At 54.4% G+C, this 18,307-nt stretch carries 17 protein-coding genes; 8 read left to right on the top strand and 9 right to left on the bottom strand.

The features are described from left to right. Positions 1–25: 25 nt before the first annotated feature. The gene (locus tag V8J82_RS11200; RefSeq protein WP_339975286.1) at positions 26–367 is read right to left on the bottom strand and encodes a hypothetical protein; all 342 of its coding nucleotides are present in this window, start codon (positions 365–367) and stop codon (positions 26–28) included. Between the two features lie 351 nt (positions 368–718). Further along, positions 719–1,510 (bottom strand): tryptophan synthase subunit alpha, encoded by a 792-nt coding sequence (gene trpA, locus V8J82_RS11205; protein WP_339975288.1) that lies wholly within the window; start codon positions 1,508–1,510, stop codon positions 719–721. A 95-nt stretch (positions 1,511–1,605) separates the two neighbouring features. On the opposite strand from trpA, the gene V8J82_RS11210 reads away from it, so the two are divergent. Further along, a complete protein-coding gene (locus V8J82_RS11210) occupies positions 1,606–1,860 on the top strand; it encodes a hypothetical protein (protein WP_439650056.1) in 255 nt (84 codons plus the stop codon). Here the strand turns inward: V8J82_RS11210 and V8J82_RS11215 are convergent. Beyond that, the gene (locus V8J82_RS11215) at positions 1,857–3,191 is read right to left on the bottom strand and encodes an MATE family efflux transporter (protein ID WP_339975290.1); all 1,335 of its coding nucleotides are present in this window, start codon (positions 3,189–3,191) and stop codon (positions 1,857–1,859) included. The genes V8J82_RS11210 and V8J82_RS11215 overlap by 4 nt on opposite strands. A 239-nt stretch (positions 3,192–3,430) precedes the next feature. Between V8J82_RS11215 and ychF the strand changes: the two genes are divergently transcribed. Continuing rightward, positions 3,431–4,528, top strand: coding sequence for a redox-regulated ATPase YchF (ychF, locus tag V8J82_RS11220; protein WP_339975292.1), 1,098 nt, complete (start codon positions 3,431–3,433; stop codon positions 4,526–4,528). A gap of 401 nt (positions 4,529–4,929) precedes the next feature. Here the strand turns inward: ychF and V8J82_RS11225 are convergent, their stop codons facing one another. After that, positions 4,930–5,613, bottom strand: coding sequence for an isochorismatase family protein (locus V8J82_RS11225; protein WP_339975295.1), 684 nt, complete (start codon positions 5,611–5,613; stop codon positions 4,930–4,932). Positions 5,614–6,345: 732 nt separating this feature from the next. Here V8J82_RS11225 and V8J82_RS11230 point away from each other — a divergent pair. Continuing rightward, entirely contained in the window at positions 6,346–7,179 is an 834-nt protein-coding gene (locus tag V8J82_RS11230; protein ID WP_339975297.1) for a helix-turn-helix domain-containing protein, read from the top strand. A 703-nt stretch (positions 7,180–7,882) separates the two neighbouring features. Here V8J82_RS11230 and V8J82_RS11235 read toward each other — a convergent pair. Continuing rightward, positions 7,883–8,149 carry a hypothetical protein gene (locus V8J82_RS11235; RefSeq protein WP_339975299.1) on the bottom strand — a complete coding sequence of 89 codons (267 nt, stop codon included), beginning with the start codon at positions 8,147–8,149 and terminating at the stop codon, positions 7,883–7,885. Between the two features lie 233 nt (positions 8,150–8,382). Here V8J82_RS11235 and V8J82_RS11240 point away from each other — a divergent pair, with 233 nt between their 5' ends. Together V8J82_RS11240 and V8J82_RS11245 are read left to right on the top strand one after the other, a co-directional pair. After that, a complete protein-coding gene (locus V8J82_RS11240) occupies positions 8,383–8,610 on the top strand; it encodes a helix-turn-helix domain-containing protein (RefSeq protein ID WP_339975301.1) in 228 nt (75 codons plus the stop codon). After that, complete coding sequence (locus tag V8J82_RS11245) at positions 8,603–9,280, top strand: hypothetical protein (protein WP_339975303.1); 678 nt, start codon at positions 8,603–8,605, stop codon at positions 9,278–9,280. The genes V8J82_RS11240 and V8J82_RS11245 overlap by 8 nt, the downstream gene beginning before the upstream one ends. 885 nt (positions 9,281–10,165) lie before the next feature. On the opposite strand, the gene V8J82_RS11250 is transcribed toward V8J82_RS11245, so the two are convergent. Next, entirely contained in the window at positions 10,166–11,101 is a 936-nt protein-coding gene (locus tag V8J82_RS11250) for a LysR family transcriptional regulator (RefSeq protein WP_339975305.1), read from the bottom strand. A 62-nt stretch (positions 11,102–11,163) separates the two neighbouring features. Between V8J82_RS11250 and V8J82_RS11255 the strand changes: the two genes are divergently transcribed. The 3 genes from V8J82_RS11255 (at position 11,164) to V8J82_RS11265 (ending at position 13,398) form a co-directional block, all read left to right on the top strand. Beyond that, the gene (locus V8J82_RS11255) at positions 11,164–11,841 is read left to right on the top strand and encodes an NADPH-dependent F420 reductase (RefSeq protein ID WP_339975307.1); all 678 of its coding nucleotides are present in this window, start codon (positions 11,164–11,166) and stop codon (positions 11,839–11,841) included. Between the two features lie 69 nt (positions 11,842–11,910). Beyond that, positions 11,911–12,849 carry an MBL fold metallo-hydrolase gene (locus V8J82_RS11260; RefSeq protein ID WP_339975309.1) on the top strand — a complete coding sequence of 313 codons (939 nt, stop codon included), beginning with the start codon at positions 11,911–11,913 and terminating at the stop codon, positions 12,847–12,849. Between the two features lie 30 nt (positions 12,850–12,879). Beyond that, positions 12,880–13,398 carry a DUF1579 family protein gene (locus V8J82_RS11265; protein ID WP_339975311.1) on the top strand — a complete coding sequence of 173 codons (519 nt, stop codon included), beginning with the start codon at positions 12,880–12,882 and terminating at the stop codon, positions 13,396–13,398. Between the two features lie 160 nt (positions 13,399–13,558). Here V8J82_RS11265 and V8J82_RS11270 read toward each other — a convergent pair whose 3' ends face one another. From V8J82_RS11270 to V8J82_RS11280, 3 genes are all read right to left on the bottom strand, one after another. Continuing rightward, complete coding sequence (locus V8J82_RS11270; RefSeq protein WP_339975313.1) at positions 13,559–15,922, bottom strand: S8 family serine peptidase; 2,364 nt, start codon at positions 15,920–15,922, stop codon at positions 13,559–13,561. Between the two features lie 88 nt (positions 15,923–16,010). Continuing rightward, positions 16,011–17,057, bottom strand: a complete 1,047-nt coding sequence (locus V8J82_RS11275; RefSeq protein WP_339975315.1) for an AAA family ATPase — start codon at positions 17,055–17,057, stop codon at positions 16,011–16,013. 246 nt (positions 17,058–17,303) lie between these two features. Next, positions 17,304–18,125 (bottom strand): hypothetical protein, encoded by an 822-nt coding sequence (locus V8J82_RS11280; RefSeq protein ID WP_339975317.1) that lies wholly within the window; start codon positions 18,123–18,125, stop codon positions 17,304–17,306. Positions 18,126–18,307 lie beyond the last annotated feature (182 nt).

Here is an 18,307-nt window from a genome sequence, read left to right on the forward strand (position 1 = left end):
GTTATCTGATGGGCAATACAGCAAATCAGATTCTGACAGGCGGCCCTCGATCAGGCGGTGGTCCGATCCATGGACCAGAGCGTGGCAGGATCGCCAAGCGGCGCAATGGCGTTGGATCGGTGGGGATCAGGGCGATCCAAGTAGGGGGTGACAGCCGCGGCGCGGCATAGGGGATGGCCATTAGGCACGGCGCGTGATCTTCGATTTCGGTGTCGACGGGTGTGCCGCTCTCATCAAGCGTGATCGTCTGGAGCTCAAGACCCGTGCATATGACGACGGTCCGGAACCCGGCCAGTTGCCCCAAAAGAGCGCCGCTTTTTGGAAGCAACACGCCAAGGATAAGCAAGATGATCAGAATGGAGCGCATAAATGATCCATACCAGTGGTTTGGCATTCTGCCACGGGCGATCACGCACGCCGTCCTGGACGCGATGTCGCAAGGGTGTCGAAACGTGATTGCCGAAAGATAAACACATCAGTTTCTCGGTGTTGATATTGACCTCTATTAATAAAAATAAGGTTTTTAAACGAGAGCACCATAGTGTTGGATTTGTTGGCTCCACACTGTCGGAATCACTCTCGCCTCCTAATTCTAAGGCAAGCGTCGTGGCCTTGATCTAATGCAATCGGAGAAATGCGGGCACGGTTCAACCAGACTTTAGCTGGATACTCCTTGCCAAATGCCCGGAGCGCTCACATCAGCATCGGGCTTTCGATGTCAGGCACGATGTGCCCCGGCGGCCAAGGTGGCGACGAAATCCAGCACTTCATCCACCGGTTTGCCGGACGCAATTTCCGACACAATGGCCGAGCCCACAACGCAGCCATCGGCCGTGGCGGCGATGCTTTCAGATGCGTCAGGTGTCTTGATCCCGAAACCCACGATGACGGGCAGATCGGTTTGGGACTTGATGCGGGCCACCTCGGGCGCGACATCTTTGGCCTGCGCTTCGGCCGCGCCTGTAATCCCTGTGATTGAGACATAATACACAAAACCCGAGGTGTTTTGCAGAACGGCGGGCAGGCGGGTGTCGTCGGTGGTGGGCGTTGCCAAGCGGATGAAGTTCAGCCCGGCGGCTTGCGCCGGAATGCATAGCTCGGCATCTTCCTCGGGCGGCAGATCAACGACGATCAATCCATCAATTCCAGCCTCTTTCGCTTGGGCCAGAAACGTATCGACGCCGCGCGAATAGATCGGGTTGTAGTAACCCATAAGAACAATCGGAGTGGTTTGGTCGTCAGATCGGAACGCACGGGCCATTTGCAAGGTCTTGTCCAGCGTCATGCCGCCATCAAGCGCGCGCTGCCCGGCCAATTGGATGGTCGGGCCATCTGCCATCGGATCGGTGAAAGGCAGACCCAGCTCGATGATATCCACGCCCGCGCCCGGTAGGCCGCGCATCACCTCCAGTGCCGTTTCGGTATCGGGGTCGCCCGCCATGATATAGGTGACGAAGGCCTTTTTGCCCTCGGCTTTGAGGCGGGCGAAGGTGTCGTCGATCCGGGTCATGGGCGGTCCTTTTGCATACGTCCGCGTTGGTTTGGCGAAAGGGCGGGGGGAAATCAATCCCCCGACGGTGGGCGGCGCATGGCTTGGGGGAAAATATGGTGCGTCTTCCCAAGGATCAGGATGTGGAAATCCGACGCCTCGGCCCCCATGTTACGCCAATGAATTACCTACTCGCCATTCTATTGCCGCCGCTGTCGATTTTTCTGGCAGGCCGTCCGATCATGGGCATCTTGCTTGTGCCGATTTGGATCTTGGCTCTTTTCTTTTCAGGCGGATTGACGCATCCGATGTTCATCCTGCTGGCCTGGATTGTGATCTTTGAGCGGCGTCAAGCACGCTCGGGCGGTTAAGTATCAGACCCCGCCGTCAGGCGCCAAAAACGCCTCGGCAGCAAGATTGCGGCGACAACTAGACCGACGGTGTATCCCAGCCAGATGCCCACGGCCCCAAGGTCGAGCGTGAACCCCAACAGGAATGCGACCGGCATGGCCAAGGGCCAATAGGCGATCAGGGTGATGATCGTGGGTGTCGTCATATCCGACATGCCTCGTAGCGCACCAAGTGCGGTGCCCTGCACACCGTCGGCCACCTGCAAAAGGGCGACCATGATGAATAGGATTACGGCCAATTCAATCACGGCTGGGTCATTCGACATGGTCTCGGCCAGCGCCCGCCCGCCGAAGACAAACACCGCCGCGGCGAGCGCTTGCCACCCCGTGACCATCCAGAACGACGCTTTCAGGATCGGGCGCAAGCGATCGGTGCGGCGGCGTCCCACCGCCTGCCCGATCCGGATCGAGACCGCGCCCGCCATACCAAGCGGGATCACATAGGCTAGCCCGGCCAGGGCATTCACGATCTGGTGGGCTGCCAAAGCTTCGGCGCCCAGCCAGCCAATCATAAGCCCGATTACCGCATAGGCGCCGCCTTCACCGGCATAGCCCAGGCAGAGCGGCGCACCTTCGCGCAGTTGCGCGCGGATATCGGACCATGCGACGGTGACGGCCTGGCGGTACCGAGCCAAACCGGGAGCCTTGGCAAGGACAGTGATCGCAGCGATCAACGAGACGCATTGCGACAGGATCGAGGCGAGACCCGCGCCGAGAATTCCAAGGCCCCAGACGTGAATGAAGACGTAGTTGGCCGGGACGTTGACGACGACACCCAGATAGGACAGGCCCACCGCCGTCCAGGGCCAATCGACTGCATCGAAGAGGGATTTCAGCCCGAAAAACAGGATGAACGGAAACAGCCAGGCGGTCATTGACAGCCAATATGGCAACAGGATCGCCAAGACCTCGGGCGGCTGGCCAAGCGGGCCCAGCAATGGGTAAGTCGCCAGCATGACCAATACCGAGATGCCGCCGCCAATGGCGCAGATCCACAGGCCAGAACGCAGGGCGAGGGCGACGCGGGCCGGGTCGTCGGCTCCTTCGGCCTGGGAGATCTGAACCGAGATCACGGTGATCAGGCCCCAAAGCGCGGAGATAACGATGATCAGGACGGCGGTGGTGATCCCCGCCGCAGCCAGCGAGACGGTGCCCAGCGGTGAGATCATCGCGGTGTCCACGACCCCGATCAGCAACGCCGCGCCAAGGCCGACCATCAGCGGGATGGACAGCTTGAGGACAGGCCAAAGCTCTGCCTGCGTGGTGGCTTTTGATTGGATCTCGCTGGACATAGTGGGGCTGTTCAAAATGCGTGCCTAGCGGGTCTACCTTGCCCGGGCAGGGAGTCAATTGCGCCGTGCCGCCCTCCTGACAAACTTTGGCCAGAGAAGAAGCCGGTCATTTCAGGCCCTTCGCCTTCAGTTCGGATGACCCGGCGGGTTGTCGCCCTTGGGCGATTTGATGGCGGGCCTTGCCCCGAGAGCCTCCGCGACTTAGAGGGGGGCGGTTTCTGGCGGAAAGGACCTGTGGCATGGGTTTCAAAATGGGCATTGTGGGCCTGCCGAATGTGGGCAAGTCGACCCTGTTTAACGCGCTAACAAAGACGGCTGCGGCGCAGGCGGCGAACTTCCCGTTTTGCACGATTGAACCCAATGTGGGCGATGTGGCCGTGCCAGACCTTCGGTTGGAAAAGCTTGCGGGAATCGCAGCGAGCAAACAGGTGATCCCAACGCGAATGACCTTTGTGGACATTGCGGGCCTGGTGAAAGGTGCCAGCAAGGGGGAAGGGCTGGGTAACCAGTTTTTAGCAAATATCCGTGAGACAGATGCGATTGCCCACGTCCTGCGCTGTTTTGAAGACGGTGATGTGACCCATGTGGACGGACGCGTAGACCCGGTGGCCGATGCCGAGACCATCGAGACAGAATTGATGCTGGCTGATCTGGAAAGCATTGAGAAGCGGTTGCAGAACATCATCCGCAAAGTGCGCGGCGGTGACAAAGAGGCGGTGCAGCAACAGCGCCTGATGGAAGCTGCAAAGGCGGCTTTGGAAGATGGCAAGCCTGCACGGACGGTTGAAATCGATGCCGAGGATGCGAAGGCTTGGTCGATGCTGCAACTGCTGACGACAAAGCCGATCCTTTATGTCTGCAATGTCGAAGAAGATAATGCCGGAACGGGGAATGCTCAGAGCGCGCGGGTGGCGGAGATGGCCGCGGCGCAGGGCGCGGCCCATGTGGTGATTTCGGCCAAGATTGAAGAGGAAATCGCCCAGCTTGAACCTGACGAGGCCGAGATGTTCCTCGAAGAGCTGGGGCTGGAGGAAGCCGGATTGGATCGATTGATCCGTGCGGGATATGAGCTGTTGGACTTGCAGACGTACTTCACAGTCGGCCCAAAAGAGGCGCGCGCCTGGACCATCAAAGCAGGTACCCTGGCGCCCCAGGCGGCCGGTGTGATCCATGGCGATTTCGAACGCGGCTTCATTCGCGCCGAGACAATCGCCTATGACGACTACGTTACGCTCGGCGGTGAAACACCCGCCAAGGATGCGGGCAAAATGCGCGCCGAGGGGAAGAGCTATGAGGTGAAGGACGGTGACGTCCTGCATTTCCTGTTCAACGCCTAACGGGGCTCAATCTCAACTTGGTATCGGCCTGGGGCGGGCAAAAATCGGCTTTTGCAAGTAGCTCCTATTTATCATTCTGGCGATAACTAATTGAGATGAAGAGTAATGCGACACCTTGATTTACGCTTTCTTGTCGCAACGCTTATCGTGATTTATTTATCGTCATTGTAGGATCAATACATACTAAGTCTCGCGAATGTCCAATAGGTGCTTTCGGATTATCTATCGGATAACATGAGTGTGCTGAAATAAACTCTTTTTTTTGGAAGCATATCCGAGAGCTGTGCGGAGTGGTTTTCAGACAAGGCCATAATCTCAAAATCTGGTGGAGGTGCAAGCTCTCTATATTGCTGGAAATGCTGCGCCGCGCCCAGTCCTGGGCACGGCGCTTTGATTGGTTTCTATTCTGCTGCCATCGGGATCGGTGGATGTCCGTGCAGACCGACCGCCTCTCGCACGTCATCGGCATTCGCGGCGGTGCCGAGAAAATTGTTCATGGCGGCCTGATACTGCCCCATATGCTCGCTGAGCAGCTTTCCGATATGTCGACCGTTGACTTGTGTATTCGCCGCCAGCTCGGCCAAGACGGCCACCCATGTCGTGACAATGGCACCGGCGGCGGCAAGGCGTGTCGCTGTCACCTGCGTTATGAGCGGATTGAAGTCGGCGGAGGCGTCGATCACGACATAGACCTCATAACCATCGCGCAGCGCGGAGATCGCCGGGAATGCGGCGCAGACCTCCGTCGCGAGCCCCGAAATCACAAGCTTCTTGCGTCCTGTCGCCTCAACGGCTTTGCGGGATGCGTCGTCGTTCCAGAAGTTGACGAACGGCCGGTCGATGACGTCGACATCGGGAAAGATTGCCTTGAGTTCCGGCATCGTCGGACCGTTCGGGCCGTCCGGCCAGCTTGTTCCCATGATGACGGGGATGTTCATGGCTTGCGCCGTCTTGGCGTGACCAAGGATGTTGTTCTTCAGAAGCATCGGGTCGATCGAGGACAGAAACTGCATCAGACCGACCTGGTGGTCGATCATGAGGAAAACGCAATTGTCGGGGGTCAGTTCGGAGCTCGGGAGGGTCATGGACGTATCCTGTGTCGCTGAAGATAGAATGCGGGATCGCGAAATCACTATCGTGGCGCTGCACAGACAGGTCTTTCAGCAATCTACGATAGACTTACAGATTGCTGTGCTTGCCTGCGCCAGTGGACGACTTAACCGGGTACATCTGTTGCGTTTCGGGGCGCGCTGTTTCAGCTCAGGCAGCGCCAATCAAGGTATGCAAAGCAGTGGGGGGCCGACCGCTCCCGAAGCCGCGTGATCAATCGGGGAAATGTGAAAGACCCGGAAAAGAAAGCCGGGTCATAGTCTGGCAACAACTCAGAGGCCCATATGACGACACCCTCCTAGACTGACCTCGATGAACAACTCAGCTGCGCTTTTATATTGTCGTCGGCGCTTTACTTCCGGTTGGCCAGCGTCGATCCCGACCAGCGCGATCCTAGGCTCAGTCGCTGGCGCGGGCTGCTGCACGATACGGCACGGGATTTGGCAGCCCTATCCGAACCCGCTGAAGCGTTCGGGACAACCCCGGGACATGTTCTACGAGGGGTCGACGAGCAGCGCCATAGCTTGAGAGATTTGGCGGATACGGCACGCCACCTCGGCCAGGTCAAGCTCAGCGGAGATTTGCTCAGGTGGCTTGGACGCCTCGACGCACAAATTGAGGATGATCGGAAACGGTTTAGGTAATGTGGCATGTCAATGGTGGTCAACAACGCTCACAAGGCCAGGTCTGATCTCCGGATGCCGCCGATGGCACAAGAGACCGATCTGGGGAATATGCGGCTCCTCCTGCTGCCGCCGGGCACCTGTGACATCAAGCATCGTCTTTCCATGAACACCTTCGACGTGAATCTAGCCCATACGCCCCACGAGATGGCACTTAATTCCGATCGCTATGATCGTTTGGTCGCAAAGTCCGAAGTGATCGGATTTTTTCCGGCTGACACCGATATCAGATTACGCGTGACCAATACCTTGCCCGGATGCGTGCTTGAGGTCGACGACGCTACCTTGAATAAATGGACTGAGGTTGCGGAAGCGCCCATGGTGTGGCGCGAGAATGTTCATGGCTATCGGACGGATAGAGTGGCTGCCGATCTGGCGCGCGCCGCTATTCAATATTTGATGCATGCGGCACGCTCCAAGGTGCCGGCCGATCGGCTCACCGTCGAAGCCATTGCGCTTGCGATTGCCGCGCGCGGGATCGCGAGATTCTCCGCCCCCGATGGTGATGTTGATGATGAAATCACCCGTTGGAGCCGCACCGCCCGGCGCAAGGAAATTGATCGTGCCATCGATCTGATTGAAACACGGCTCTGTGAGGCCGATCTCTCTATCGCCCAGCTCGCCAACGCAGCCCGCCTGTCTTCCTCGCATTTCTCAGCCATATTCCGGTCGATGATCGGCGAGACCCCCTACGCCTTCATCTTGCGCCGTCGTGCGGAATATGCCCGTGATCTGATCATTGGCACAGCAGACCCACTCGCTGAGATCGCCTTCACGGCGGGCTTTTCCAGTCAGGCCCATATGACCGTCGTGATGCGCAAGATTTTCGGCGCAACCCCCGCCGCGATGCGGAATTGAGTGAACCAGCCGTTCAGCACCCTCAATCGCGACTGATGCAGGCAAATTGCATAACGGGGTCGGCTCGTTCTGGAGTGCAAGTCAGAAATTGATCAAGGTCGTCGATCAGGGCGGTTGCTCTGCGGTAGCCAATTCGTATTTTGCATTTAGGCTGGCTCATCTCGCAGGGCGATTGGGAAACAAAAAGCAGTTGTGGATCAAAACTGCCTATTGCGGTCGAGTTAGGCGTGGTGGCTGACAATGACGGGGAGGGATAATGCGCACTATTGGATCCCAAACCGCCACGCCACGCGATCAAAATTGGTGAATCGCTTCCGCGGCGCGATACCCAAGGGTGTCCTGTTCTGTCATGGCTGAAAGGTGCGAGTCATCCACTCAAAGCAGGCCGAAATACGTGTCATCCCGACAGACACCGGTATTCGTAGCCCCTTGACAAAGATGCACACGGCGGACGTTCAAAGAAGTCCGACCGCCCGCATCATTGGAAGAGCATTTGTTGAACCTTAGACAAACATGCAAATGTGATCGAGATGCACGAGTGCGTCTTGAATTGTCAGGTGCAAGTATTGAAGGGGTGGCGGCCGCAAGAGCAGTATACCATTCAGCAAGTTCGATCTGGCTGGCAACGGACAGTTTGGCGAAACGGAGTTTCTCAAATAGGGAGCTTCTGTTGCGATAACGGCGAGCCAGAACAGAACCTGCTTCAAGCTCGATTAGCGATCCCAGCCTTTCTCGCGTGTGACCTTTGGTTCGCAAACAGCTCGTCAATTTGAGCGTCATCTTCAAAGCAGATATCAGCAACCACCAGTCCTCCGTTTGGCATCATGCGACACCGCAGGTCTTGCAAAGGATGCAGGTCTTGCTCCTCAAGGTCTATCGCGTAGCGCGACGCAAAGCCAGGCCGCCTTACTCGAGCCGCGACGCGAACGTCTTTGGCATCCAGCATCAGCAGGTCTGTGGCCTGGGTCATGTCCAGTAGATCCGGCGCTTGCTTCAACAGGTGGCCGCCGGCAATAGAGCTAATCTCTGGAAGAAATCGGTCGGACCAAGTCCGATTGGTGAGGTAATTGCCGCTAGTCACCTATGTGTTCATCAACTATTCTACATACAGTGTAATAAGAATAGTTGGCGTCACAGTCATAATCAATACTGTGTATGCAAAATAATCGGCGAGGTAAGCAGATGGGGCCGGAGCAGGTCCGAATGGCAAGGGCAGCGCTGAGGCTGGGCGTTCGTGAACTAGCAGCGCTTTCAGGAGTGTCTTTCACCACCATAAGCAGGTTTGAAACTGGTCGCGGTGGGCTACAGCGTTCGACGGCCCAAGCAATTCAGAACGCGTTAGAAGAAGCAGGTATACGCTTCTTGGACGCCGGTGACACTGTCGGCGGCCCAGCTGTTGAGATAAATGATTTGCAGGCCGATAATGATTGATGAGCTAGCAGAAACCGGTGCGGCGCAAGGCTTCGAAGGCCATGAAAGTGTTTGGTACCTGCGCCTATTTAGTGAGATGCACGCCCGGTATGGATTTACAGCAGATGAGTTCAACACCAACGATCCTGATAAGACACTAGAAATACTACGGAAGTACTCTCAAACGGATAGCGTCGATCCGAAAGACTTTCCAAACCGTGTGTGGCTAGACCCAGCACGGGCTGGAGCTCACAGCAAGGTCTTGCCACATGCGCATGTTGCCTCTGATTTCCTGACCGTTTCGGGTGAGTTTCTAAATGTGCTTGACCAATTCGACCTGGGCCGCTTTGCGTCTTGGCCCATGACCTTACTCAAGAAAGACAAAGAAACACCGTTTGAAGGAGAGTGGTTTGCCCTGTGGATCGGCAATCAGAAGCGAGGGTTTCTACGAGAGAAATCCACGAGTTTCGAAGTTCCACCTTATGAGGATACAAAATGGCTCTCAATACCCAATAGTGGTGCACTAGACGGCGACTTTGTGATGGATGCATCGGTAAAAGACGGTCCAGACATTTGGACAGATAGTACTCTTTCTAGATCATTGATGCTATCTGACCGCCTTCATGCAGCGCTCAATGACGCTGGGCTTTTGCGTCGCTTGAAGGTGCTACGCTGCCCCGTGCAGGCCTAACTAACTTCATACAGCAAAAATTGAAGGGGGTAAGCGCAATGATTATGGACTCAGTGTTGTGAGCGCTCGGTTGGCTTACAGTGTTACTTTCGGTCGTTAATAGCTAACTAAGAGCTCTTTGGCTCTGACGGCTCGTCGCCTAGGTCGCAATGCGCGCTGCGCTCAAGCGTATGTCGATGATCTGCAACAGGATGGCGTCGAGGTTTTCACGCTATCCAAAGAATACTTTGAGTAACTGCTCGGGTTTCATTTTTCCCGGCCTGCCTTAGTGCACACCAACCGCACAGCCTTGTCGCAGATGTCGCAAGCACAGGCGGATTGAACATCCCTGACGCGCCAAGCACCACCCCAAGATCCACCCTTAAATGATTTACCCGGTTTGAACGGCGGTCATAACCGTTTTCTAACAGTGGATATCGGTACGCCGAAAATTCTATTGAGGTCATAGCCCGCGCTAGAATTTAAACGGATTCAGTGTTGATTGTTTTGTTGGTTTCTAAATCCGTATGCAACCAATTAGCATTTAAAATCAGCGGCTTGGATTGCCAAAGTGGCGGAGACGAAGGGAGTCTTGATATGCCCACAAGCCTATGAAAAGTATGTATTTTCAGACAGATATAACTATTCTATACCACATTTGATACCACAGTTTGTTTTCAACTGACCCGGTTTGTCCCTCTAGCAGAATACACTGGCGCCCGCCCATCGCTGCCTTCCACCGCCTAGGCCAGAGGCTGCGGTGCGGACGACCGATCCGGACATTGGCTGCAGATGCGTAAACCACCAGCTCTTTAAAGTCCGCAGTGCGGACTTTGCAGACCTTCAGATTGATCTAGCGAAGGTCTGTTTCGCCTGACCTATGAGCGAGATCACGTCGACTCCGGCTCAAAGGAGCGTCTCAAACCCTTCGGCGACAAGCTCTCGAAACCACGCATGGAAAGGATCGGAATCCGCACGGATGTGCCAGCATAAAGACACTGAAAAGGTTGGAGACTGGAATGGTTGCGTCGAGACCTCCAGGTCGAACGTTTTAGCGAAGTGTTTTGCCGCTATCGCTGGCATATTGATTAGGCAGGGTCGCCGTTTCAGGACGTGAGGCGCTGTTTGAAACCTTGATAACGCCAAAAATACGCGACGCTTTTGTCCCTTTTCCGCGATTGCACGGTCAATCGGCCCGGAGAGATCACCCGCGATTGATAAGAAGATATGTGGCGTATCCAGCCATGTTTCGAGGTCGAGTTCACCTGTTCTGCCGAGCTGATCGCTATCATAGAGCACGGCAAAGCTGTCATCGTGCAGGTGACGCGCCTTGTGTCGTGCTTCTAGCCCGCCAGACGGCAACGCTGACAAAGCAAGATCTGCATCTCCAGTGTCGAGCCGTTCCACTAGAGACCGGAAATCCACTGGCCGAACGATCATACGAACGCCGGGCGCGCGTTCGGCAAGGGCTTCAATTAACCAAGGAATCAGAACAAATTCCAGATCGTCAGGCGCGGCAAAACGAACTGTCCGATCCACATTTGCAGGTTCAAACGCACGCATGCCGCGGACGCTTGCCTCGATTGCGCCCAAGGCAGGTTCCAGGCCTTCCCAAAGCTGGATCGCCTGACTGGTCGGCTCCATGACGTTGCCCGATCGCACAAACAACGGATCACCCAACGTTTCGCGCAATCGGTTGAGGGCCATGGATACGGCGGATGCGCCAAGATAGAGCCGCCCAGCCGCCTTTGTGACAGACCGTTCGCGCATGACAGCAGCAAAGACCAGCAGCAGATTGAGGTCGAGTTTGCGTAACTCAATTTCACTGAATGGGATCTTCATAAGTATCAATTTGAATGAGTTTAAGACCCGTGTCACCTTCAAAAAACGAAAGGAGATTTGACATGAAAATCGCAATCTTAGGCTCTGGGAACATGGGTCGGGCCCTCGGCACCCGCTGGGCCAATCTCAGCCATGAGGTCATCTTCGCAGCAAGGAAATCTGAGAAGGCCGAGGTGGCCGCCGCGGAGGCAGGTAAAAATGCCCGTGCTGCCTCACTGAATAACGCCGCATCGGAAGCAGATATTCTGTTCTGGAGTCCGCGTGAAAGGAACCCACTCAACGTGCTGAGTGACCTCTCCGTGCTAGAGGGCAAGATCATTATCGACCTCGCAAATCGTTCGATGGATGAGGTGAGAAGCGGTGCTGAATTGCCGGTACCACTCGCCGTCATGCTCGCCGAACAGATGCCTGGAGCCAAGGTCGTGAAAGCGTTCAATACACTTGCGATGGAAGCCTTTGACATTGATGCAGACGCCCTTCGGGCTGCGGATGCTGAACTTCCTATCGCTGGCGACGATAAGGAAGCAAAGACCGTTCTTAGTACCCTTATCGAGCCCTTGGGTTTTCGGGTGCGCGATCTAGGTGGTTTAGACAGTAGCCGGACTCTAGAGCTTCTGGCAGACGCCGTGAGGCTTGGCATGATGGGTGGGCTTGGCTGGCGGGTTCACCTGGCGTTCCGGGAATTGCCTGAAAACGATCTAGGCTTGCTGGGTGAGCGTGGAGAAACAAGCTACGGATGATCGAGAGGGACTTCACAAGTCGTACCTCCAATCGCGGGACTGAAAGGATTCATGATGCCACAAATTAAGATGAGCCGCCGCTCCGCCCTTATTGGTCTTGGAACTGCCATGGGCGGTTTAAGCATGCCGTTTGTTGTCAGAGCACAAAACGCGGCTCCATACACAACCAGCCGTTACACATATTCTGGTCATGGCTCTGTGAACACGCATTGGATCGAAACGCCCAGCAGCGTGATTGTAATCGACGTGCAGCGCGACACGTTTCATGCGGCGGAGGCTCTCAATGCCGTGAAAGCCATCGGCAAACCGGTGTCAGCTATACTCGTAACGCACGGTCACCCCGACCACTATACCGGGCTTGAGCAATTTCGCGCACAATGGCCTGGTGTTCCTATCTACGCCTCGCCCGAGACGATCCGCGTAGTTGAGACTGATCACTATGGATACCATCAAGTCGTGCGCGAACTAGCCCCTGATGCCGCGCCTTCTGAATTTGTGGTCCCTGATCGACCAATCGAACTCAACGAGACGTTGGCAATTGATGGAGTGACAATCGAAACTCGAGAAATGGGTCCGTCTGAGGCGACATCAGCGACGGTCTTCTATCTACCTGAGACACAGGAGCTTTATGCTGGAGACACAGTGCTGAATCAGATGCACGGCTTCCTTTATGAAGAGCGCTCAGGCGAGGTGTTGGATACACTGCAGCGGATGCGTGTGCTTTTTCCTGAGGCTCAAGTCATTCACCCTGGCCATGGTGACCCAGGCGCGGCCATGGCGCTAATGGATGCGCATGAGGATTACACCGAGACGGCGCGTCGCCTTGTTGCGGAATTGATGTCCGACGCAATGAGCGCAGAACAGATCATTGCGGACGTCACCCAATCGCTCCAACTCGGATATCCCAACTATCAGATCCCTGGCGGGCAGCCCGATATGATTGAATTGAGCGTGGGCGGCGTATTGGCCGAGCTGACAGAGCTCCGTGAAATAGATTCCAGCCAGTAGACGTTGGCGGCATGTTAGAAAGGAGCTCCGATGAGTGCCATTGAAAGCTACCGGAAAGCGGGTCCGCGACATGATGGCTTCGCGATGCTGGTGGGGGATTGGTCCATGTCGATGACGGTTTGGAACGCAGAAGGCTGCATCGTCGCGCAAACCTCAGACATGTCGGCCTCCAAAAAGCTCGTGCATGAAGGCCGGTATGTCAGAGAAGACGTTGTTGGGCATTTTGATACCGGGCCTCATGAAAAAACCACGATGCTCGGTTTCAACAACATCCGCAACCGCTACGAATACATGACAGCGGATAACTACGATGCCGTTATTCTTCTCTATACCAGTGCACCCGGCGCGGACCTTGATGATCGCCGCATCGAGGTCTTCGCCGACTATGTCTATGCAGGAGATGAGCCAAAACCGTCTGGGACACTGGTGACCATTCGAACGGTCATCGAGGTAGGAGGCCAAGATCGGCACGTTTTGACCAACTATTACAACGCAGCGGGAGCACCTGAGTACCGGTTCCTAAGATATGAGTACACACGCAGATCGTGAACGAGTAACGCATCTCGCAGCTGCCTTTAGATCGGTCGCAGCATCAGCACCAATCGGTCCAAATCACAGCGCCCAGGACGGCCCAAACCGGACTTTAAGTCATCAGTCGAGATGCTGCGCCCGCAGCCCGCTCAGCAGACATTCATCGAGGTTGCCCGACCTAGAGGCGCTGTCGCAACTCCGGTCTGACCCGTTCTTTAACTTGTTGGTAAATCTCATTTACGGTTGGCATAGATATCGTGACCGCCAAGGCGAAAGTTATTGCCCCTGAAGCTTCTGACCCCGTATCGGGCATCCGTGAAACTTCAAAATCAACAGTTTCATTCTCACCAACTACGGCGGCATTGTCTCCGGACCATCGCCGTGAAGCGATTGTTCCACGGTTCATTTGATTTTGATCTGGTTGATCAGAACAACCACCTAAAGCCAATGAACCAAGCCATGTTGGCTCAGTTAGTCTAAGGCGCACCGTACGATACACCTGACGTCCCGCATTAACTGGCGTCATCCACGCCAGAGTTGCAGAGATTGAATGCTGCAGAGCCCTCCCGCCAAAAGCGGCGGGAATTGGCACTTGAACTGGCACAACTTGGTCGGGGCCAACTTCGCCAATCGCCCAAAAAGTTGCCCTGTCAGATGCGCAGGAGACGGCGTCATCCAAGTCGTAGGAACCGTAACCAAGGAAGCGTCGGATATTGTCTTTTTGCTTAACATGCTGCCGACCATCAGCAGGCCCGACAGTTTGCTTAATGAGCGCGGCGGACCGCTTATCCCAAGCTGCTGGGTGTACCAATAGGGCCTTCAACAAAGTTGCGCGCTGCAAGCTTGAAAGCTCCAAGAATTCCTGCCCGTATTCATCTTCTAGAGCATCATGAATTCTATGCGCGGTTCGTGACGCCAGCGCGGCCGCAGCGCTCGTACCATTGGTGTAGCCCAATGCGGCTTCTATGCCACTTCTTGGCGGTGCAGCAACTTTTAGCCCTGATGCGCGTATTGCGCGGTGAGGAGGCTTAACTTGAAGTGCATCCGCACCAGAGCCAATTACATTCAATAGTTCGCGTGAGCCGGGATAGAGTAGATCTGGCTTTACTGACTTTGCAAAGCCAGGACCCATTGCACTTGAAGGATTTGCAAGGACCAACCCCGAATATGGTTCAATGTTGACAGATGCAGCCCCTCTTTCTGTCACTGGTACCCAATCGAAATTCCGAGCCCCAACTGTAATCCCATTGACTGTCTCGCCAGGGGAAAGGAGCCGTCGCTCCGCCTTTAGAGCATCCATTGACTTGAGTATCGCTGAGGACCGCTCAAGCTCATCGGCATCCTCGAGAGCTGTTCTAGTGGTAAACCCCGCTACCAAAAATTCATCAGTAATATTTCCTGCACTTACTAGAAACAAGATCCCCAGCCGGTAAGCAAGGCGATCTAGCAAGCGTGCCCATGGCGAGAGTTGACCATGAAATTGCCGCCGCTTATTTCCCAACGATATGTTCACAATCGTGATGAAACGTCCGGACGGCTCCGAACCCTCCCTCAATGCCAGGACTGCCCGATATATTAGATCAACAATCAATTGGTTTGGAGGAAATCGGTCGTTTCTTCCAAGGACAGGGACCGAAATTATTTTTCGACGGATAGGCTCTTCGTTGTTATTTTGATCGCCATGAACAATAAGTGAGGCCATTGCGGTCCCATGTGAACGGCCGTCCACCGGCGTGCCGGGTTCTAGCTCAAAAACATCATCAACAACTACATGTTTCCCTAGCAAAGGATGACGCTGCACAGGGACGCCGTCGATCAAAGCCAAAACTGGCTCACCAAACTCACCCTCGATATTTGCTCCTGCGACTGCTTCGACGTCAGATACCCCGGCTTCAGTCGCGAGGCTTTGCGGGCGAATATGCTGAATAGGTTCAAGACCACCGATGCTGTCTTGATCAAGTTCAATGATCGCGCGGATGGCATGAACTGGCAATTCAACCAAAATTGCATGATAGGCGATGTCATCTATCCGTGCCCGGGAAATCACTCTACCTCCAGCTCCAACAATTGACTGTGAAACTGAGGCTTCCGGCCGATCACCATTGCGTCGAAAAACGAGTTCGATCTCTATTGAAACTAGATCAGTATCGGCACGGCCTTGAATTTCTTCATTAAGTATATTCCGCTCGGGCTCTGATATCCGATCTTGAGGCCCCCAAGCTCTGATATCTCTAAGAGTGTTGAAAACATCCCGCCAAGGCGTAAATCCCGTCTCCATACTTCTTCCGCTTAGCCAACGGCGCCACAAACTCATTACTTGTCTCAATGCGGCGTCGTTAGGAACAACCAAGTAGGCGGCAGGGTTCTTGTCGTCATCGTCCTCTGGAAAGGCCTCTTCGTCGATCAACTCCAAGCCCGGGACGTTACGAATGGCATTTGCAAAACTTGATATTGCCCCACGAACTTCGAAAACCAGAAGCCTTTCAGGTGCAAGTGCTGTAGGGTCTGCTCGAACCTCCAAGCCTCTGGAAGAAGCATCCATAAGCGACGCCAATTGTTCGAACTTGGGGCCTATCCGCTCAACTTGCCTACTTTGGTCAAATGATTCAGGCGGAGGTACAAACTGGGAATTACCGGGTTGTCTTCTTTGCGCGCGCCCTGCCTTTAGCCTCAGGAGCGGCATGTCCAAATTCGTCGGCATCAACTACCCTTGGTTTTACTCTACTACCCCAAAGTTCTAGCTCAACCTTAAGGGCAGTGTCGACAGAGACTTCACCCAAACTAAGTATCTGTCTTCGTCTTACATTTTGACAAAAATCAATTAGTTCTGAAAAGCTTGAGTCTTTCAGCTTTTTCGACAGCGCAGCAGAGCTTGGCTTTGGGCGATCCGGCCATTGCTCGATGATTTTCTCAAGGAAAGCTCTCGTTTGGCTTACGCTAGGCGCAGGGAATTCGGAGCGGATTTGAAACCGTCGCCAAACTGCTTTGTCCAACAACTCGGCATGATTTGTCGCCGCAATAGTCACGACATAACTAGGCAGCTGATCGAGCTGCATCAACAAGAACGAAACAACACGCTTTATTTCACCAGTTTCGTGGTTGTCCCCACGTTCTTTGCCGATAGCGTCAAATTCGTCAAAGAATAGAACACATGGTCGTGTGCGGACATAGTCGAATAATTTCCGCAGCCGCGCATTTGTCTCACCTAAGTAGCTTCCAATCAAAGCATCATAGCGAACTACGAAGAACGGGAGTCCTAATGCTTCCGCAATGGATTCGGCAAAAGAGGTCTTCCCATTGCCTGGTGGTCCAGACAATAACACCCGGTGCCTTGGTTCAAACCCATGCGCGCGCAGCACATCGGCGCGCATGTGTTCTTCTATCAGCTGACGGCCGTTTTCACGTACCGGCAGCGGAAGCATCAGTTCATCAAGTTGAACCCTCGCTTCAACTTCCAAGATCGCCTCTTTTTCGTCTCCTGCTGGCTTCTTGGAGGTCATCAAAGCTGGTGCGGAAATAGGAATGCTGGATAGCGTTCGCTCTATCCGGTCAGCGAGGATGTTGTGATTTTTTGCTCGTTCCTCGGCAATCAACGCTTCAGTAGCTGAGCGCAGCTTTTTTTGATCGCCCGACACTCCGGCGCTAACGAGAGATATAAGAAGGTCGCTGCGGGCCATGATAACAACTCTGGTTTGGCCTACCCTACACCTCGAGAGACAAAAACGGAAACACTTCATTTGCGTAAGTTGAGCAAGTCGTAGATTTGCGCATAAAGACTATTTCTGCAATATTAACAATTACTTAATGAGTTCACCCGTGACCCAACTACGTCCCTTCGTGCTCACAAACAGATAGTCGCCGCTTAGCATACGCTTCACCTCCTCGGGACTTGGTGCAAGTTTATCCGCCTGTGTAGAACCACTTCACGAAGGATTTCCGTAGGGCTTGCCTGCAAGCGTCGAGGGCAGACAGCTGTACAAGCCGGAAGCCATCTCGATGTAATCAATCGAAGGGAAGTGATCCAGATAGACCTCTCCATCGAACGATAGAACCTCCAAGTCAGATCCCATCGCATCGATGGATATTTTGGCTCCATTGCTGATTATTGGCATTAGATTGAAGAACAGTCGTGATGGCTCGATACCCCGAGACTTGAAGTGTTCCACCGTCTCGCGGACTTGCAAATAATCCAAAATTTCAGAAGCCCGTTTCTTCGAAAGCCGGTTTTCTTTGTGTTCCAAAAACTCGACGATATCCGGTAGATAATGTGGCAGACTGGTTTGGCTTTCCGGCTGATAAGCTACGGTCCAGTAGCTTTGAGTGCTGCTAATTTGCCCCCTGAAAGCCATGGAAACAAAACCACGGATCCGTGACCCAAGATTGTGGTGTCGCGCGTTACGAATGCCGATTAGGGTTCTAGCGCCCGGTTGGTCCATCCAGTCGTATGTACCTCGCGATGCGTCAGCAAGACTGTGATAGCACGAAAGGACTTGATAGACGGCACTATCGAGGTTTCCGACTGCTTCATCGAGGTCGACCTTCGCCAAACTCGAGAAGCCGAAGATAGCTTCTGGCAATCGACGAAGCGCACGACAAAACTCATCGTATGCATCGTTGATCGGTCTCATGTTTTCCCGAGCCACTTTCATAACCACAATGCCTACCACGTCAAAAGTTGAAACGATGACGCCATTCCTTCCGTTTGCAAAGCAAAAGTTACCATCATCTGTCTTGAACGTCGGCACTCTCGAGTTTTAAGGTACGACTTCGCATCCGCAGCGAACGACCGCTTCCCGCCCCGCCCTGTGCTATTTTTACAATGGACCTTTAATCCTATGAAGCAGGCCAAAGCGTCGTCTACATCACTGCCACTGCTAGCAAGCAACACCAAATCGGCCATCGTTATCTTAAAAATCGTGCCTCACTT

This window comes from Gymnodinialimonas mytili (assembly GCF_037544085.1).
GTDB lineage: Bacteria > Pseudomonadota > Alphaproteobacteria > Rhodobacterales > Rhodobacteraceae > Gymnodinialimonas > Gymnodinialimonas mytili.

What these genes read in the sequence shown, in the direction of transcription:
- V8J82_RS11200 (WP_339975286.1), bottom strand. Translation starts at nt 367, where the DNA reads ATGCGCTCCATTCTGATCATCTTGCTTATCCTTGGCGTGTTGCTTCCA.
- trpA (WP_339975288.1), bottom strand. Translation starts at nt 1,510, where the DNA reads ATGACCCGGATCGACGACACCTTCGCCCGCCTCAAAGCCGAGGGCAAA.
- V8J82_RS11210 (WP_439650056.1), top strand. Translation starts at nt 1,606, where the DNA reads ATGGTGCGTCTTCCCAAGGATCAGGATGTGGAAATCCGACGCCTCGGC.
- V8J82_RS11215 (WP_339975290.1), bottom strand. Translation starts at nt 3,191, where the DNA reads ATGTCCAGCGAGATCCAATCAAAAGCCACCACGCAGGCAGAGCTTTGG.
- ychF (WP_339975292.1), top strand. Translation starts at nt 3,431, where the DNA reads ATGGGTTTCAAAATGGGCATTGTGGGCCTGCCGAATGTGGGCAAGTCG.
- V8J82_RS11225 (WP_339975295.1), bottom strand. Translation starts at nt 5,613, where the DNA reads ATGACCCTCCCGAGCTCCGAACTGACCCCCGACAATTGCGTTTTCCTC.
- V8J82_RS11230 (WP_339975297.1), top strand. Translation starts at nt 6,346, where the DNA reads ATGGCACAAGAGACCGATCTGGGGAATATGCGGCTCCTCCTGCTGCCG.
- V8J82_RS11235 (WP_339975299.1), bottom strand. Translation starts at nt 8,149, where the DNA reads ATGACCCAGGCCACAGACCTGCTGATGCTGGATGCCAAAGACGTTCGC.
- V8J82_RS11240 (WP_339975301.1), top strand. Translation starts at nt 8,383, where the DNA reads ATGGCAAGGGCAGCGCTGAGGCTGGGCGTTCGTGAACTAGCAGCGCTT.
- V8J82_RS11245 (WP_339975303.1), top strand. Translation starts at nt 8,603, where the DNA reads ATGATTGATGAGCTAGCAGAAACCGGTGCGGCGCAAGGCTTCGAAGGC.
- V8J82_RS11250 (WP_339975305.1), bottom strand. Translation starts at nt 11,101, where the DNA reads ATGAAGATCCCATTCAGTGAAATTGAGTTACGCAAACTCGACCTCAAT.
- V8J82_RS11255 (WP_339975307.1), top strand. Translation starts at nt 11,164, where the DNA reads ATGAAAATCGCAATCTTAGGCTCTGGGAACATGGGTCGGGCCCTCGGC.
- V8J82_RS11260 (WP_339975309.1), top strand. Translation starts at nt 11,911, where the DNA reads ATGAGCCGCCGCTCCGCCCTTATTGGTCTTGGAACTGCCATGGGCGGT.
- V8J82_RS11265 (WP_339975311.1), top strand. Translation starts at nt 12,880, where the DNA reads ATGAGTGCCATTGAAAGCTACCGGAAAGCGGGTCCGCGACATGATGGC.
- V8J82_RS11270 (WP_339975313.1), bottom strand. Translation starts at nt 15,922, where the DNA reads ATGGATGCTTCTTCCAGAGGCTTGGAGGTTCGAGCAGACCCTACAGCA.
- V8J82_RS11275 (WP_339975315.1), bottom strand. Translation starts at nt 17,057, where the DNA reads ATGGCCCGCAGCGACCTTCTTATATCTCTCGTTAGCGCCGGAGTGTCG.